This window comes from Rathayibacter agropyri, from assembly GCF_013249015.1.
Lineage (GTDB): Bacteria > Actinomycetota > Actinomycetes > Actinomycetales > Microbacteriaceae > Rathayibacter > Rathayibacter agropyri.
Window position 1 is genome coordinate 641,822 of record NZ_JABRPL010000001.1, and the last position, 15,630, is coordinate 657,451.

Consider the following 15,630-nt stretch of genomic DNA (forward strand, 5'->3'; position numbering starts at 1 on the left):
GACCTAGCGCCGTCGCTCGCCGATGTGGAAGCCGACCAGGATGTCGCGCTGGATGCTGAACATCTCGCGCTCCTCCTCGGGCTCCGCGTGATCGAAGCCCAGCAGGTGCAGCAGACCGTGCGCGGTCAGCAGGTGCAACTCATCGAGCAACGAGTGGCCGGCCGTCTCCGCCTGGTTCTGCGCGACCTGGGGGCAGAGCACGATGTCGCCGAGGAGCCCCGCCGGCGTCTGCTCGTCCTCTGTGCCTGGTCGCAGCTCGTCCATCGGGAAGCTGAGCACGTCCGTCGGCCCTGGTTCGTCCATCCACTGGAGGTGCAACTGCTCCATCGCGCCCTCATCGACGAGCACGATCGCGAGCTCGGCGTCGGGGTGCACGTGAAGCGAGTCCAGCGCGTAGCCGGCCAGGCGCACCAGAGCCGCCTCGTCGACGGGGATGGTCGACTCGTTGTTGATCTCGATGCTCACGGGGAGTGGGGTTCCTTCGGTCGGAGGGGGTGGCGGCTTAGGCGCGCGGGGGCTGACGGTCACCGCTCGGCCGGGCCGGGCCGCCGCGGCGCTCGGCACGATGGGCGAACTCGCGCGCCTGCTCGCGTTCGAAGTGCTGGGCCTGCTTCTGCTGGTCGTAGTCGGTGTAGGCATCGACGATGCGGCCGACGAGGCTGTGCCGGACCACGTCCTCGCTGGTGAGACGGGAGAAGTGGATGTCGTCGATGCCCTCGAGGACGCGCGTGACGAGACGGAGCCCGCTCGCGCCGGTAGGCAGGTCGACCTGTGTGATGTCGCCGGTGACGACCATCTTCGAGCCGAACCCCAGCCGGGTGAGGAACATCTTCATCTGCTCGGGCGTGGTGTTCTGCGCCTCATCGAGCACGACGAACGAGTTGTTCAGAGTGCGCCCACGCATGTAGGCGAGCGGAGCGACTTCGATCGTGCCCGCCGCGAGCAGCTTCGGCACGATCTCGGGATCCATCATCTCGTTGAGCGCATCGTAGAGCGGACGCAGGTAGGGGTCGATCTTGTCGGTGAGCGAGCCGGGCAGGTAGCCCAGCCGCTCCCCCGCCTCGACAGCCGGACGGGTCAGGATGATCCGCTCCACCTCCTTGCGCTGCAGCGCCTGCACAGCCTTCGCCATCGCGAGGTAGGTCTTGCCGGTGCCCGCCGGACCAATGCCGAAGACGATCGTGTTCGTATCGACCGCGTCGACGTACTCGCGCTGGCCCACCGTCTTAGGGCGCACACTGCGCCCCCGCGCCGTGAGGATCGCCTGTCCGAATGCCTCGGCCGGGCTCACCGGACCGCCGTTCTGCAGGATGCGCGCCGACTCCCGAACACCCTCCGGATCGAGATCGTGCCCACTCGCAGTCATGCGCACCAGTTCTTCCACCAGGCGCGTTGCCTCGGCGACCGGGGCGCGCTCACCCTCGAGCGTCACCTCGTTGCCGCGTACGTGGACGCGGACGTCGGGGAATCGTGCTTCGACCGCTCGGATGAGACGGTCCTGAGGTCCGAGGAGGCGCACCATGGCAACTCCGTCGACAGCGACGACGCGGCGCTCGTCGGGGCTCGCGCCCGCATTCTCAACCGGTGGCAAGGGAGCCTTCCGTCTGGTGGCCGCCCAGGACGTGGGCGTGGACGTGAGGTACGGTCTGGCCCGCATCCTCTCCGGAGTTGAAGACGAGACGGAACTGGCCGTTGCTGCGCAAGTCGGCGAGCGACTGAGCGACCTGCACCACCTCGGCGAGCAGGGCGGGCTCAGCGGCGGCGAGCGCGCTGACGGTCGGGTATTCCTGCGTCTTGGGGAAGACGAGCAGGTGCACGGGAGCCTTCGGCGCGATGTCGGTGATCGCGAGGATGCGCTCGTTCTCGAACACGACATCGGCGGGGATCTCGCCCTGGACGATGCGCGTGAAGACGGTGGGTTCGCTCATGAGCCCATCTTAAACGGGGCTTGCGCGCGTCGGGCGCTCCATTCGCCCACGGCACGCGGAAAGAGGGGGCAGGTGGGGCTGTGGAGGAGCGTCACCAGCGGCCGAGCCGGGCCGACAGTATGGCGATCGCCGCGGGTCCAGCGGTCGAGGTACGGAGGACCGAGTCGCCCAGCGCGACAGCCTCGGCTCCCGCCTCCGCGAGCAGCCCGAGTTCCTGGGGAGCGATGCCGCCCTCAGGACCCACGACGAGCACGAGATCGCGCTCATCAGGCACGATCGCCGAGAGCCGCGCCCCGGCGCCCGGCTCGAGCACCAGCACCCGGGCGAGAGCCGTGCGTCCGGCCAGCTCGCGGGTCTGAATGAGCGGCGACACCTCGGGGACCCGGGCGCGCAGCGACTGCTTGCTCGCCTCGCGGACGATGCTGCGCCAGCGCTCGCGCCCCCTCTCCTCCTTTCCGCCCGACCAGCGCGAGACGGAGCGCGCCGCCTGCCAGGGGACGACCTCGTCGACACCGAGCTCGGTCGCGGCCTGCACCGCGAGTTCGTCGCGATCGCCCTTCGCCAGTGCCTGCACGAGCACCAGGCGCGGGGATGGGGCGGGAGCCTCCTCTACCGATTCAACGAGCAGCACCACCCGCGCCGGTTCTGAACTCTCGACGATCGCCGTCGCGACGCGGCCTCGGCCATCGCCGACACGCACCCCCTCGCCCACGCGGATGCGGCTCACGGTCGCGGCGTGCCGCGCCTCCGCTCCGGTGAGCGCGAGGCGGGAGCCGGGAGCGAAGTCGGCCGAATCAAGGGATTCGTCGATGTAGTGATGCGCCACTCGCTCAGCCCAGGAAGCGGTCGCGGAGCTTCGAGAACAGGCCCTGCTGGAAGTGGGTCAGCGCCGGCTTCTGAGGCTTGTAGTGCTTCGCGAACTCCTGGACCAGCTCGCGCTCACGGTGCCCCAGCTTGGTCGGGGTGACGACCTGGATCCCGATCCGGAGATCCCCGCGCCCAGTGCCACGCAACCGCGTCACTCCGCGTCCCTTGATCGTGACGATCTCTGTGCTCTGGGTGCCGGGCTTGATCTCGATGTCGATGTCGCCGTCGAGCGCCGCGAGAGTCGCCGTCGAGCCAAGGATCGCATCCGTCATCTGCACCTCGAGGGTGCAGAGCAGGTCGTCGCCGTTGCGGCTGTAGACGTCGTGATGCTTGACCTTGATCTCGAGATAGAGGTCGCCGTTCGGGCCGCCCGCCGGGCCGACCTCTCCGCTGCCCGGCATCTGGAGGCGGAGTCCCGTATCGACACCCGCGGGGACGTCCACGGGGATCGTCCGGCGCGCGCGGACGCGGCCCTGACCCTGGCAGGTGGAGCAGGGAGTGGCGATGACGGTGCCGTAGCCGCGGCAGGTGCCGCACGGGCTCGCGGTCATCACGTTGCCCAGGAGGGAGCGGACGGTGCGGTGGATCTGGCCGGAGCCGTGGCAGATGTCGCAGGTAATGGGCGAGGTGCCCGGCTGGCAGCACGAGCCCTGGCACGTCTCGCAGAGCACGGCGGTGTCGACCTCGAGGTCGCGGTGGGTGCCGAAGATGACCTCGTCGAGCGAGACCTCGACACGCAAAAGCGCGTCCTGACCCCGCTCGCGACGAGAGCGCGGGCCACGCGAGGAGCCCTGCGCGCCCTGGCCGAAGAAGCTCTCGAAGATGTCGCCGAAGCCGCCGAAGCCCTGGCCGGCGCCACCGAAGCCCTCCTGCGGACCACGGTCGTACTGCGCCCGCTGCTGAGCGTCGCTCAGCACGTCGTAGGCGTGGGTGACGAGCTTGAAGCGCTCGGAGGCGTTCGCGCTCGGGTTGACGTCGGGGTGCAGCTCGCGCGCGAGTCGGCGGTACGCCTTCTTAATCTCATCGGCGGAGGCGTCGCGGTCGACGCCCAGCACTTCATAGTGATCTGCCACAGGTGGCTTCGTCCTTCGTTCGAGTGTGGGTGTGCCGGGCGCGGCGCACCGGGAGGGATCCGGCGGCGGCCGGAGAGGTCGGGGTTTACCCCTCGCCGAGGAGGCGGGAGAGGTAGCGGGCGACAGCGCGCACCGCTGCTATGTTGCCGGAGTAGTCCATCCGGAGCGGACCGAGTACGCCCAGACGCGAGACCTGTCCGCCCGCTGTGTTGTAGCCGCTGGTGAGCACCGACGTCTCCTGCAGCCCGAACGACGCGTTCTCGCGGCCGATGCGCACCGAGATGCCCCGAGGATCCGGCGTCATTTCGGCGAACAGACGCAGGAGTTCTACTTGCTCCTCGATGGCCTCGAGCACCGGAGAGATGCTGCCGGTGAAGTCCTCCTCGGTCCGCACCAGGTTGGCGGCCCCGGCCATCACGAGGCGATCCTGCCGGTTCGCGCCCACCTGCTCGAGCAGCGTCTGCACGATCGGGGCGAGAATCCGATGGCGCTCGGGGGAGAAGCGCTCAGCGACGGACGCGAGAATCCCGGCAGCCTGCTGCAGCCCGAGACCCAGCACCGCGCTGTTGAGCGTCGCCCGAATGTCGCTGAGCAGAGCGTCATCGATGTCCTCCGGAGTCTCGAGGACACGCTGGTCGACCCTGCCGGTATCGGTGATGAGCACCGAGAGGAGTCGGCGCGGAGCGAGGGCGACGAGTTCGACGTGCCGCAACCGCGCGGCGCCGAAGGACGGGTACTGCACGAGGGCAACGCTGTTCGTCAGCTGCGAGAGAAGGCGCACCGTCTTCGCCAGCACATCGTCCAGGTCTGGGCTCTGGCCGAGGAACGTCTCGATCGCCTGGCGCTGCGCGGAGGTCAGCGGACGCAGATCGGCGAGCTGGTCGACGAAGAGGCGGTAGCCCTTGTCGGTGGGAACGCGGCCGGAAGAGGTGTGTGGGGCCGCGATCAGGTCCTCCTCCTCAAGCTGCGCCATCTCGTTACGGATGGTGGCCGCCGAGACCCCGAAAGCGTGCCGCTCGACGATCGACTTCGAGCCGACCGGCTCTCGGTTCGCCACGTAGTCCTGCACGATCACACGCAGGACCTGGAGACCGCGCTCCGTGACCATATGACCGACCTCCCGCCGGACTCCGTGTGCCCGAAGGCACGATGTTCCGCGACGCGAACGCCGCGCGGAGCCTGGCACTCCGCAACTCTGAGTGCCAATCATAACCGCGCAGCACGCCCCCCGAGCGGGGTCACGCAAGGATCGGCCGAGTCCGCCGCTCTCGAGAGCCTGTGGAGGAGCGGGTACTGGTGCGCATGGGGTCGCCGCGTGTCACGATGGACGCCGAGCGCACGGGGCCGCCCGGCGCCGACGACACAACGGAGACCATCATGTCGGCCACTCCTCCCCCGCCTCCCGTGTACGGGACGCCCGCCCCTCCGATCAGTCCCGCGGACGAAAAGACCTGGGCGATCATCACGCACGTCCTCGGCATCTTCTTCACCTTCCTGCCGTCGCTGGTCGTCTTCCTGGTCTTCAAGGGCCGAGGGCCGTTCCTGGAGGCCCACGCGAAATCGGCGCTGAACTTCCACCTCACGGTTCTCATCGCCTATGTCGCGGGGACGATCCTGTCCCTCGTCCTCGTCGGCGTCGTCGTCCTCATCGTGGTGCCGATCCTGGTGATCGTGTTCAGCATCATCGCGGCGGTGCGCGCGAGCGCGGGCGAGTACTACACGTATCCGCTCAGCATCCCGTTCTTCAAGTAGATGCGTCAGCCGTCCGTCAGGCGGCGCACCACCGCATCGGCGAGCAGACGTCCGCGCAGCGTCAGCACGACGCGACCGCCGATCGCCGCTCGGCCGTCCACAAGCCCGTCGGCGATCAGCCCGGCGACCTCGCTCCTGCGCCCGGGATCCACGGCGTCGATCGGCAGCCCGTCGGCCAGGCGCGAGCGCAACAGCACGTCCTCAACCTGTCGGGTGCCCGGATCGAGACTCTCGCGACCCGCCGCGGGCGACGCTCCCCCACTCAGCCGGTCGGCGTACGCCGCCGGGTGCTTCACGTTCCACCAGCGAACGCCTCCGACGTGGCTGTGGGCGCCAGGGCCGACGCCCCACCAGTCGTGGCCAAGCCAGTAGGACAGGTTGTGCCGGGAGCGGTGCTCGTCGTCGCGCGCCCAGTTGCTGACCTCGTACCAGGAGTAGCCCGCCTCGGCGAGTCGCGCATCCGCCAGCTCGTACATGTCGGCCGTCAGGTCGTCGTCCGGGCTGGGGATCTCGCCGCGGCGGATCTGCCGGGCGAGCTTCGTCCCCGCCTCCACGATCAGCGCATACGCCGAGAGGTGGTCGGGCCGAGTGGCGAGGGCGGAGTCGAGCGAGCGCTCCCAGTCGGCGAGGGATTCTCCCGGCGTGCCATAGATCAGGTCGAGGCTGACCTGCAGGCCGGCCTCCCGCGCCCACTGCACGACGCGGGGCACCCGCTCCGGATCGTGGGTGCGCTCGAGGGTGGCAAGCACGTGCGGAACGGCCGACTGCATCCCGAAGCTGACCCTGGTGAAGCCGGCGTCGGCGAGCGCGAGAAGGTAGGCGGCGTCGACCGAGTCGGGATTCGCCTCCGTGGTGATCTCCGCGCCCGGCGCGACACCGAAGTGCGTTCGCAGGCCGTCGAGCATCCGGACGAGGTCGTCGGCCGGCAGGAGCGTCGGGGTGCCGCCGCCGAAGAACACCGTCGCCGCAGGACGGCGAGGCAGACCCGCGCGCTCGAGCACGCCCGCGCCGAGCGCCATCTCGGTGATCGCCTCGTCGGCGTAATCCTGCTGCCGCGCTCCGCGCAACTCCGTCGCGGTGTAAGTGTTGAAATCGCAGTACCCGCAGCGAACCCGGCAGAACGGGACGTGCACATACAGGCCGAGGTCGCGGCTCTCAACGCCCTCCACCACGGACGCGGGGAGGCGTCCGTCGGGTGGAGCCGGGTCGGCGAGCGGGAGGGCGCTCCCCACGTCAGCTGACGCGCGCCGGGAGCAGGGCGCGCAGGTACTTCTTGACCTGGCGCTTCTGGACGGCGCGCAACACAGGCGCGCCCGCGCGATAGAGCCGGGTGGAGGGGCGCGAGAACACACGAATGACGAGCCAGACGGAGTCGTCGGCGCGCTTCTCGACGACGAATGACTCCTCGCCGCTCTCGGGATGACCCTCGAGAGTGCCGTAGGCGAAGCCGACCTGGTCGGGCTCGTCCACGACGTAGACGACGCGCACGGGCGCGTCGAATACGCGGCCGAGCAGCGTCACGCGGAGCACGGCGGTGACGCCGGCGGTGATGTACGGGGTGCCGTCGGGGGCGAAATGCTCCTCCGTCGGCCGGCTTGCCAGGTCGATCGGTGTGCCCGCGGAATCGAAGTTAACCCCCGTGTATTGCACACCGCTGCCACTGGTGATGTCCGTGACCTCGATGCCGCTGCCACGCTGCACTCCCCAGGTCATCAGGGACGCAGCCGCGATGGCGAAACGTTCGGCTCCGGAGCCGAGGCGGGCCTCGAAGCGCTCGGCGGTGAACCCGTCCGGCGGATACTCCAGCAGATCGGGCGCCAGCGTTCCGCCCACGGCCGCGTAGGTAACCTGCGGCTGGCCCTCGAAGTTGGAGCGGCGGATGCTCACGTCCCGACCTTCTTTCCGGACTCCTCGTCTCGCTGCGCATTCCTGTTCATCCGACCCAGCGTATCCGACGCCGAACTTCGCGCTACTTCTTGTCCTTGGTTTCCACGTCGCCCGAGAGCGCGGCGATGAACGCCTCCTGAGGGACCTCGACGCGGCCAACCATCTTCATCCGCTTCTTGCCCTCCTTCTGCTTCTCGAGGAGCTTGCGCTTGCGGGTGATGTCGCCGCCGTAGCACTTGGCCAAAACGTCCTTGCGCATCGCGCTGATCGACTCGCGGGCGATGATTCGGGCGCCGATGGCGGCCTGGATCGGCACCTCGAACTGCTGCCGCGGGATCAGCTTGCGCAAGCGCCCCGTCATCAGCACGCCGTACGCATACGCCTTCTCTCGGTGCACGATCGCACTGAACGCGTCGACCTGCTCGCCCTGGAGAAGAATGTCGACCTTGACCAGGTCGGCCTCCTGCGAGCCGGCGGGCTCGTAGTCGAGCGAGGCGTAACCGGCGGTCTTCGACTTGAGGTTGTCGAAGAAGTCGAAGACGATCTCACCCAACGGCATGTGGTAGCGGATCTCGACGCGGTCCTCGCCCAGGTACTCCATGCCGATCAGCGTGCCGCGGCGACTCTGGCAGAGTTCCATGATCGTGCCGACATAGTCCTTGGGTGCGAGGATCGCGGCCTTGACGATCGGCTCGGTCACCGCGGCGATCTTGCCGACCGGGAACTCGCTCGGATTGGTGACAGTGACGGTCTTCTTATCCTCCGTCGTGACCTCGTAGATGACCGAGGGCGCGGTGGTGATGAGGTCGAGCCCGAATTCGCGCTGGAGGCGCTCGGTGATGATCTCAAGGTGCAAGAGCCCGAGGAACCCGCAGCGGAAGCCGAAGCCGAGCGCGACCGAGGTCTCCGGCTCGTACACGAGCGCGGCGTCCGAAAGCTTGAGTTTGTCGAGGGCCTCGCGCAGGTCGGGATAGTCGCTGCCGTCGATCGGATACAGACCCGAGAACACCATCGGGAGCGGCTCCGTGTAGCCGGGAAGCGACTGCGTAGCCGGCTTGGCCGCGGTGGTGACCGTGTCACCGACCTTCGACTGACGGACGTCCTTCACACCGGTGATGAGGTAGCCGACCTCGCCGACGCCGAGGCCCTGCGTGGCATGCGGTTCGGGGCTCGACACGCCGATTTCGAGGATCTCGTGGGTCGCTCTCGTCGACATCATTTGAATCTTCTCGCGCGGCGAGAGCCGGCCGTCGATCATTCGTACATAGGTGACGACGCCGCGGTAGGAGTCGTAAACGGAGTCGAAGATCATCGCGCGGGCGGGCGCGTCGTTCTCGCCCTGCGGGGCCGGGATGAGTTCGGTGACGCGGTCAAGGAGAGCTTCGACCCCGGCGCCCGTCTTGCCTGATACGCGCAGCACATCGTCCGGATTGCCGCCGATGAGGCTCGCGAGTTCCTTCGCGTACTTCTCGGGGTCGGCTGCCGGCAGGTCGATCTTGTTGAGCACCGGGATGATCGTGAGGTCGTTCTCGAGCGCCAGGTAGAGGTTCGCGAGGGTCTGCGCCTCAATGCCCTGCGCCGCGTCGACCAGGAGGATCGCGCCCTCGCAGGCGGCGAGGGAGCGGCTGACCTCATACGAGAAGTCGACGTGCCCCGGAGTGTCGATCATGTTGAGCGCGAAGGTGCGCCCGTTGCGCTCCCACGGCATCCGCACGGCCTGCGACTTGATGGTGATGCCGCGTTCGCGCTCGATGTCCATCCGGTCGAGGTACTGCGCGCGCATCGCCCGGTCCTCGACGACACCCGTGATGCCGAGCATGCGATCGGCCAGAGTGGACTTGCCGTGGTCGATGTGGGCGATGATGCAGAAGTTGCGGAGGGACGCCGGATCGGTCGCGGCGGGCTCGAGCCCGGTGTGTGCACGTGGAGACATCGTGGGACCAGTGTCCCATGCCGGGCAGACGGGCTCCGGCGGCTGCTCGGCGAGATGCCACGTGTGCACACCTCCGTCGGCGCGTCGCGTACTTACGTGGCATGCCGCATGAGCAGACGGAGACGCGGTTGAAGGGCGACGGCGGGTGCGCTAAAGTTCCTTGTTGGCTTGCGCTCCCCCTCCGGTGATCCGGCAGGCGTGGGGTGATCAGAAGCCGGCGACCTCCAGTCGCACCGCAGGGCGCCCGAACATCTGGAAACCCAGACGCATTTGGAGACCCAGACGCATCTGGAAACCCAGACGCCCGCGGAAGGGGCACTCCGTCGAGTAGCCGGCTGCACACACGCACATCCGAGAAGAAGGTAATCCACGTGGCAAACATCAAGTCGCAGATCAAGCGCAACCTCACCAACAAGAAGGCGAACGAGCGCAATAAGGCCGTCAAGAGCGAGCTGAAGACCGCCATCCGCTCGGTCCACACCGCTATCGCGGCCGGCGACGCCGCCACGGCCTCGACCGCTCTCGCTTTCGCCGCCAAGAAGCTCGACAAGGCCGCCAGCAAGGGCGTCATCCACAAGAACCAGGCCGCGAACCGCAAGTCTGCCATCGCGAAGCAGGTCGCGGCCCTGTAATTCCGCGCGTCGTAACTCCACGCGTCATTGCGACGACGAAGGGGCTCGGCCGTCTGGCCGGGCCCCTTCGTCGTCCCCCATCAGCGTCGATGGATTCCTCGGGCCGAGACGACCGAGACCATGCGCTCGAGGGCGTAGACGGGGTCGCGGGTGGCGCCCTTGACGTTGGCATCCGCGTCGGCGACCGTGAGGATGGCCGTGCCCAGACCCTCGCCGGTCCAGCCCTGCAGGTCGCGGCGGGCGCGGTCGACCTGCCAGGGGGCGAGGCCCAGGCGGGAGGCGACCTGGCCGGAGCCTTCGCGGGAACCGGCGACCTTCGCCATCGTGCGCAGCTTGCTCGCGAACGCGGCGACGATCGGTACCGGGTCGGCTCCGGAGGCGAGCGCATGGCGCAGGCCGAGCAGCGCCTCCCCGTGCCTGCCCGCGATCGCGGAGTCGGCGACCGTGAAAGCCGTGGTCTCGATGCGGCCGCCGTAGTACTTCGCGACGGTCGCCTCGGTGATCTCGCCGGTCACGTCCGAGAGCAGCTGCTGGCAGGCCGACGCGAGCTCGTCAAGGTCGTCGGAGAACGCGGAGACCAGAGCCCGCACGGCGCCGGTCGTCGCGGTCCGCCCGGCCGTGCGGAACTCGGCGATCGCGAAGTCGACCTTGTCGCTCTCGCGTTTGAGTTCGGCGCAGACGATCTCGATCGCCCCGCCGGTGCCTGAGCGGATCGCGTCGAGCAGCTTCTTGCCGCGGTTGCCGCCGCCGTGGCGCAACACCACCGTCGCTCCGTCGGCCGGAGCCCGGAGGTAGTCGAGCGTCTCGAGGAGAAACGCATCGGTGCACTTTTCGACGTTGGAGACGCGGATGAGCCGGGGCTCATCGAACAGCGACGGGCTCGCCAGCGTCAGAAGCTCGCCCGGTGCGTAGCCGCCCGCGTCGATATCGCTGACCTCGAGGCTCGGGTCCTCGGCGCGCAGGAACTCGCGGAGGAATCGCAGTGCACGGTCGGCCAGGAACTCCTCCGGACCCGTGATCAGGACGATCGGGGCGGGCCGCGTGTGGTTCCAGGTGAGCTGCGGGATCGCCGCCTTGGCGGGCGCCGCCTTCGCGCGCGTCGGGGCTCTGCCTGCCATGCCGTCGTCCTTTCGTGACTCGATGATCCGAGCGCCCTCAACCCTACGGTCCGCCTGCGTCCGCCCGACGACGCCGAAGCGCTCGCTCCGCTGGCCCACACGACGACTCCGTCGCTCCGAGATGCCAGCACGACCGTACCGTCGACATCCGACCTCAGCGATTCGACGCCGCGCTCGGCGAGCAGCGCCACAAGCTTCGGGGTCGGGTGTCCGTAGTCATTGCCCGCTCCGACCGAGATCAGTCCGATCCGGGCGCCGAGCGCGTCGTACAGGGCGGACGCCTGGTCGGACGAGCCGTGGTGCGCGACTTTGACAACATCGACACGGCCGACGGGCAGCCGGGCGACGCGTCCCTGCTCCTCTGCTCCGAGGTCACCCAGGAGCGCGACGGACAGCGGAGCACCCCGAGCATCGGGCCCCATGTCGACACGAAGGGCCACGCTCGCCTCGTTCCCGCGAAGGGTGCTCCCCCGCTCCGGCCACTCCACTCGCCAGCGGAGCGACCCGAGAGTGCCGGTATCGCCGCGGACTGCTTCCCGAACCACGGCTCCCGAGCCGCTGAGCGCGGCCCGATCGCGCTCGTCGTCTCGGCCGGCTGCGGGGCCGACGAGTGCGGAATCAGTGCGGCCGAGCGCGGCGTCGAGACCGCCGACGTGGTCGAGGTCGTAGTGGGTGAGCACCAGGAGAGCCACCCGCTCCACGCCCATCAGACGAAGACAGGCGTCGAGCGGCTCCGGATCCGGCCCCGTGTCGACGAGCAGGACGCCGTCGTCGCCGCGCAGGAGGATCGCGTCTCCCTGGCCGACATCGCACAGTGCGACGCGCCAGTCGTCGGGGACGGACGCCGCGCGCAGCAGCGGAGTCGCTACCGAGGCACCACCCGTCGCCGCTAACGCGCAGGCGAGGCCGACAGCGGCGATCCTCCGCAGCCGCGCGAGGCGGGCCGACCGGGTGACCAACACCAGTGCGAGGAGCGTCAGTGCAGTCAGCGCCAGCGCGCCACCGAGGCCCGGCCACCAGGCCAGACGTGGTGAGGGCCAGGACGCGACGGCCCGCGCGATCGAGGCGATCCACCATGCGGGCACGGCGGCGAGACGGATCGCGAGGTCTGCGGCGCCCGGCCACCAGGGCGCGAGCAGGCAACCGACGAGCCCGAGCCCGGTCGCAGCGGGAGCTGCCGGCTCCGCGAGCAGGTTCGCCAACACGCCGTACACAGGCACGGAGGGGTCTACCAGTACAAGGACGGGCTGGCAGGCGAGTTGCGCGGCGGTCGGTACGGCCAGCACGAGCGCGAGCGGCCGTGGGAGCAGCCGACCGAGCGTCGCCGCGAGGGGTTCGGCCAGCAGAAGGAGGCCAGCCGTCGCCAGGACGGAAAGGATGAAGCCCAACCGACCCGCAATTACTGGGTCAGCGACCACGAGCACGACAACGGTGGCGAGCAGTGCCGGCACCGCCGCTCCCGACCGCCGTCCGAGCCGAGCGAGGAGCACCACCGTGGCCATCACCGCCGCGCGCACGACGCTCGGCTCCGGTGTGACCAGCAGCACGAAGGCTGCGAGCGTCGCCAGCGCTGCGACAGTGCGGAGGCGATGCCCGGCTCCGAGGAGCGCCGCGACCGCCCAGCCCGCCACGACCACCAGCGCGCAGTTCGCGCCGGACACGGCCGTGAGATGAGTGAGCGATGCCGTGCGCATGTCCTCCTCGAGATCTGAGTCCAGCGCCGAGGTGTCCCCCGTGGCCAGGCCCGGCAGCAGCCCCGCGGGATCCCCACCGACCAGGGCGGTGCGCTCGAGGAAATGCGCACGGAGCATCGCCGCCAGGCCGGCGGCTCCCTCTGGTGCGCTGCGCTCAAGGACGGCGGAGGCGTTCACCAGGGTCGCCTCGCCTACAGGGCCCTTCCCCGGACCGACCCGGGCCGCGAGCAGCAACTCCGTGGCGACGGGGATGCGCCCTCCTGGGTCGGTGAGCATGACGCGGACCGGCGCAGACACCGGGACGTCGCCGACTCTCAGCGCTGTCGCCTCGAACCACACACCGCCGGTGGCGAGCGGACGCGGTCCACTGTCGACGCGCACGGCCACCGAGGTGACCGCACGACGCTCGGCCGCAGCGCGCAGGGGCTCAGGATGGTCGCCGGGAGCCGACACCACGACGGAGGTAACTGCGAGCACAGCTCCAGCCGCCGCGACGAGCATGCCGCCGAGTACGGCTCGTCCGCGCCACCACCGGAGTTGGAGGAGCAGACCGGCGCCGATGAGGAGCAGCAGCCACGCCGCGGCGCAGGCGGCACCTCCCCACTCCAGCACCGGACCAACCGGGAGCAACCCCGCCGACCACGCGCCCGCCCAACTTGCAACGGTGACGGGAAGCAGGCGGACGTCCGCTGCCCGCACGGCGCTCACGGTGCCACCTGATCGCGGAAGGCCGCGAGGGTCTTCTCGCCGATCCCGGGCACCTCGAGCAACTGGCCGACGGAGGTGAACGGGCCGTTCGCCTCCCGATAGGCGACGATCTTCGCGGCCGTGGACGGCCCGATCTCGGGCAGCTCCTCCAGTTGTGCGGCCGTGGCGACACTCAGGCTCAGCACGGAGCCAGCGGAGGCCCCGGCCGCAGCCGGCCCCGGAGCGGCGGCACCCGCCACGGGGGACATTCCGATCGCGGGAACGATGATCTGCTCCCCGTCCACCACCTTGCGCGCCAGATTGACCGCCGCGCGCTCGGCCGACTCGCGGAACCCGCCCGCTGCGGCCAGCGCATCCGCCACCCTCGCCCCTGGTGGCAGCAAATAGAGCCCAGGAGTCGCGACCTCGCCGGCGACGTGCACGTACAGCGACTCTGCGGTCACCGGCTCGCTCGTCGCCACGGCCGGTTCGAGCGTCCGCTCGTGACCGCCGGCCCGCGCTCCCGCCAGCAGCACGGCGACGACCGCCGCCACGACGACGAGCACCACCGCCGCCCCTGCTCCTACCCGCCAGCGCGGACGGGCACGGCGGGGGCGCAGCAGCGCCGTCAGCTGCTCCTCGTCCGTCCCGTTCGTCTCCCGCATGCGACGACGGTAGGGCGCGTGTCACGGACCCCAACGGCAGCCAGAGCCGATCCGTGGACAGCGCCGCGATTCGCCCGCTGTGGAGGAGCGTCGACGCCACGATGCAGCTCAGCCCCGAAGGCAGAGAAACGTCAGGATTAGCCGAGCGAATTCGTTTCGAGCAGACGCGGGGACAGCAAATAGTGCAAGGCGTCATAGATCACCCCTTGCGAACTGAGTATAGCCAACGCTGAAAAGATGGTGAGCACGAGAAGCTGGGTCAAAATATCACGCATATCCGCAGCTTCGAACCTCCGGGCTCGCCTCGTCATTCGCGACTTTTCAACGGCCCCTCGATTGAAGCCGAGATAAGCATGCCAGTCCAGTAATAACCGCCAGCTAGAGAGCGTGAGAAGGAACGAGAAAATCGCCGCTATGAGCAGAGTCGACGTGAAACCCAGCACGTAGGGGCCTGCTCCGAAGAATGAGGGGACCATCGAGTTGCAGACATAGTCAAAGTATCCGTAAATTCCACTTTTACTTTGCTCCGCCGTCATAATTGGGATCGCCGCTACTAGAGCATCGAGAGAGGTGCCCTCCCGCGAGACGGATCCGAGACTACTCCACACGATCAGGATGATGACGACGGTAACCACTGTGAAGAACGTTGTCACTACGCCGCGCGTGGTCCAAGCCTTCAATCGAGTAGTGCGATCGATCGCGGCAACGAGCATGATGCCGATCGCAGCCGTAACCCCTAGAGAAGCAGCGCGAAAAAGTGGAAGGAAGAGAATAAGAAGCAGCGTGCTACCAATGAGTAAAGCCGAGGACGATGCCACTTTGGCCCAAGTATCGTCGGGAGCGGCCGCACCGTTTGCATGATGAATATTATAAGTTATTGCAGTACGGCGGCTCTTATCTTCAAAGCGCTGGCTGATCCGGACGTCTCCGTCGATCTTATTCCCATTTAGAATCGATTGATTACCATGACTATTAGCGTAAGATAAACCAGATGACACAGGACTCGCTTTCTTACTGGGATCGCGAATCCAATAGCTTTGAAATAACAGTGTGATCAATGATGCGGCGAGTCCGGCGAGAGCCTGAGTCCAGAAGTCATTGATGTCGATGGTTGGCACGGTAGCCCTCCCGTTCAGGTCGGATACGCCACGATAGGGCGGAGCGAACATGCGCGTGGGACCTTGGCGCGGAATCCGATAGGGCGACAGGGCCGGTCGTCGAGTCCGTTAGGACCAGAAAAGCTAGATTCCAAACAATCGCCCAAACGGATGACAACGATGTCCACACGCAGAAAGAGGCGCTTCCGCACAGGAGGATCCCCGCCATGCAATAGCGAGAGGCTGCGCTACACCGCCGCCGTCATCAGGTTCATCACTCGGGGCCTCGCACCACGG

At 68.3% G+C, this 15,630-nt stretch carries 15 protein-coding genes; 2 read left to right on the forward strand and 13 right to left on the reverse strand.

The genetic code is table 11. The features are described 5' to 3' along the window. Positions 1–3 precede the first annotated feature (3 nt). The 6 genes from ybeY to hrcA all read right to left on the reverse strand — a co-directional run bounded on the left by ybeY (position 4) and on the right by hrcA (position 4,976). The gene (gene ybeY / locus HRF29_RS03020; protein ID WP_173244408.1) at positions 4–465 is read right to left on the reverse strand and encodes an rRNA maturation RNase YbeY; all 462 of its coding nucleotides are present in this window, start codon (positions 463–465) and stop codon (positions 4–6) included. Between the two features lie 37 nt (positions 466–502). Next, entirely contained in the window at positions 503–1,591 is a 1,089-nt protein-coding gene (locus HRF29_RS03025; protein ID WP_425503082.1) for a PhoH family protein, read from the reverse strand. After that, positions 1,578–1,928, reverse strand: coding sequence for an HIT domain-containing protein (locus tag HRF29_RS03030; protein WP_173244414.1), 351 nt, complete (start codon positions 1,926–1,928; stop codon positions 1,578–1,580). The genes HRF29_RS03025 and HRF29_RS03030 overlap by 14 nt, the downstream gene beginning before the upstream one ends. A gap of 91 nt (positions 1,929–2,019) precedes the next feature. Further along, positions 2,020–2,754 carry a 16S rRNA (uracil(1498)-N(3))-methyltransferase gene (locus HRF29_RS03035; RefSeq protein ID WP_173244417.1) on the reverse strand — a complete coding sequence of 245 codons (735 nt, stop codon included), beginning with the start codon at positions 2,752–2,754 and terminating at the stop codon, positions 2,020–2,022. A 4-nt stretch (positions 2,755–2,758) separates the two neighbouring features. Further along, positions 2,759–3,868, reverse strand: coding sequence for a molecular chaperone DnaJ (gene dnaJ / locus HRF29_RS03040; protein WP_173244421.1), 1,110 nt, complete (start codon positions 3,866–3,868; stop codon positions 2,759–2,761). Positions 3,869–3,953: 85 nt separating this feature from the next. Continuing rightward, a complete protein-coding gene (gene hrcA / locus HRF29_RS03045; protein WP_173244424.1) occupies positions 3,954–4,976 on the reverse strand; it encodes a heat-inducible transcriptional repressor HrcA in 1,023 nt (340 codons plus the stop codon). Between the two features lie 194 nt (positions 4,977–5,170). Here hrcA and HRF29_RS03050 point away from each other — a divergent pair, with 194 nt between their 5' ends. Next, positions 5,171–5,620 carry a DUF4870 domain-containing protein gene (locus HRF29_RS03050; protein WP_246226656.1) on the forward strand — a complete coding sequence of 150 codons (450 nt, stop codon included), beginning with the start codon at positions 5,171–5,173 and terminating at the stop codon, positions 5,618–5,620. Between the two features lie 5 nt (positions 5,621–5,625). On the opposite strand, the gene hemW is transcribed toward HRF29_RS03050, so the two are convergent. The 3 genes from hemW to lepA all read right to left on the reverse strand — a co-directional run bounded on the left by hemW (position 5,626) and on the right by lepA (position 9,440). Next, on the reverse strand, positions 5,626–6,852 hold the full coding sequence (gene hemW / locus HRF29_RS03055; protein WP_173244427.1) for a radical SAM family heme chaperone HemW: 1,227 nt from the start codon (positions 6,850–6,852) through the stop codon (positions 5,626–5,628). Position 6,853: 1 nt separating this feature from the next. Continuing rightward, positions 6,854–7,507 carry a DUF1990 domain-containing protein gene (locus HRF29_RS03060; protein WP_343043626.1) on the reverse strand — a complete coding sequence of 218 codons (654 nt, stop codon included), beginning with the start codon at positions 7,505–7,507 and terminating at the stop codon, positions 6,854–6,856. 82 nt (positions 7,508–7,589) lie between these two features. After that, entirely contained in the window at positions 7,590–9,440 is a 1,851-nt protein-coding gene (gene lepA, locus HRF29_RS03065) for a translation elongation factor 4 (RefSeq protein ID WP_173244430.1), read from the reverse strand. 371 nt (positions 9,441–9,811) lie between these two features. Here lepA and rpsT point away from each other — a divergent pair, with 371 nt between their 5' ends. Continuing rightward, positions 9,812–10,072: a 30S ribosomal protein S20 gene (gene rpsT, locus HRF29_RS03070; RefSeq protein WP_173244432.1), complete on the forward strand. Its 261-nt coding sequence runs from the start codon at positions 9,812–9,814 to the stop codon at positions 10,070–10,072. An 80-nt stretch (positions 10,073–10,152) separates the two neighbouring features. Here rpsT and holA read toward each other — a convergent pair whose 3' ends face one another. The 4 genes from holA to HRF29_RS03090 all read right to left on the reverse strand — a co-directional run bounded on the left by holA (position 10,153) and on the right by HRF29_RS03090 (position 15,354). Further along, positions 10,153–11,190 carry a DNA polymerase III subunit delta gene (holA, locus tag HRF29_RS03075; RefSeq protein ID WP_173244435.1) on the reverse strand — a complete coding sequence of 346 codons (1,038 nt, stop codon included), beginning with the start codon at positions 11,188–11,190 and terminating at the stop codon, positions 10,153–10,155. Next, on the reverse strand, positions 11,091–13,592 hold the full coding sequence (locus HRF29_RS03080) for a ComEC/Rec2 family competence protein (RefSeq protein WP_173244438.1): 2,502 nt from the start codon (positions 13,590–13,592) through the stop codon (positions 11,091–11,093). Before HRF29_RS03080 ends, holA begins: the two co-directional genes overlap by 100 nt. Beyond that, positions 13,589–14,236, reverse strand: a complete 648-nt coding sequence (locus tag HRF29_RS03085) for a ComEA family DNA-binding protein (RefSeq protein WP_173244441.1) — start codon at positions 14,234–14,236, stop codon at positions 13,589–13,591. The genes HRF29_RS03080 and HRF29_RS03085 overlap by 4 nt, the downstream gene beginning before the upstream one ends. A 137-nt stretch (positions 14,237–14,373) precedes the next feature. Further along, a complete protein-coding gene (locus HRF29_RS03090) occupies positions 14,374–15,354 on the reverse strand; it encodes a hypothetical protein (protein ID WP_173244444.1) in 981 nt (326 codons plus the stop codon). Between the last annotated feature and the right edge of the window lie 276 nt (positions 15,355–15,630).

Coding starts and splice junctions, on each gene's coding strand:
- HRF29_RS03030 (WP_173244414.1), bottom strand. CDS start 1,928: ATGAGCGAACCCACCGTCTTCACGCGCATCGTCCAGGGCGAGATCCCC.
- hrcA (WP_173244424.1), bottom strand. CDS start 4,976: ATGGTCACGGAGCGCGGTCTCCAGGTCCTGCGTGTGATCGTGCAGGAC.
- HRF29_RS03050 (WP_246226656.1), top strand. CDS start 5,171: ATGGGGTCGCCGCGTGTCACGATGGACGCCGAGCGCACGGGGCCGCCC.
- lepA (WP_173244430.1), bottom strand. CDS start 9,440: ATGTCTCCACGTGCACACACCGGGCTCGAGCCCGCCGCGACCGATCCG.
- holA (WP_173244435.1), bottom strand. CDS start 11,190: ATGGCAGGCAGAGCCCCGACGCGCGCGAAGGCGGCGCCCGCCAAGGCG.
- HRF29_RS03085 (WP_173244441.1), bottom strand. CDS start 14,236: ATGCGGGAGACGAACGGGACGGACGAGGAGCAGCTGACGGCGCTGCTG.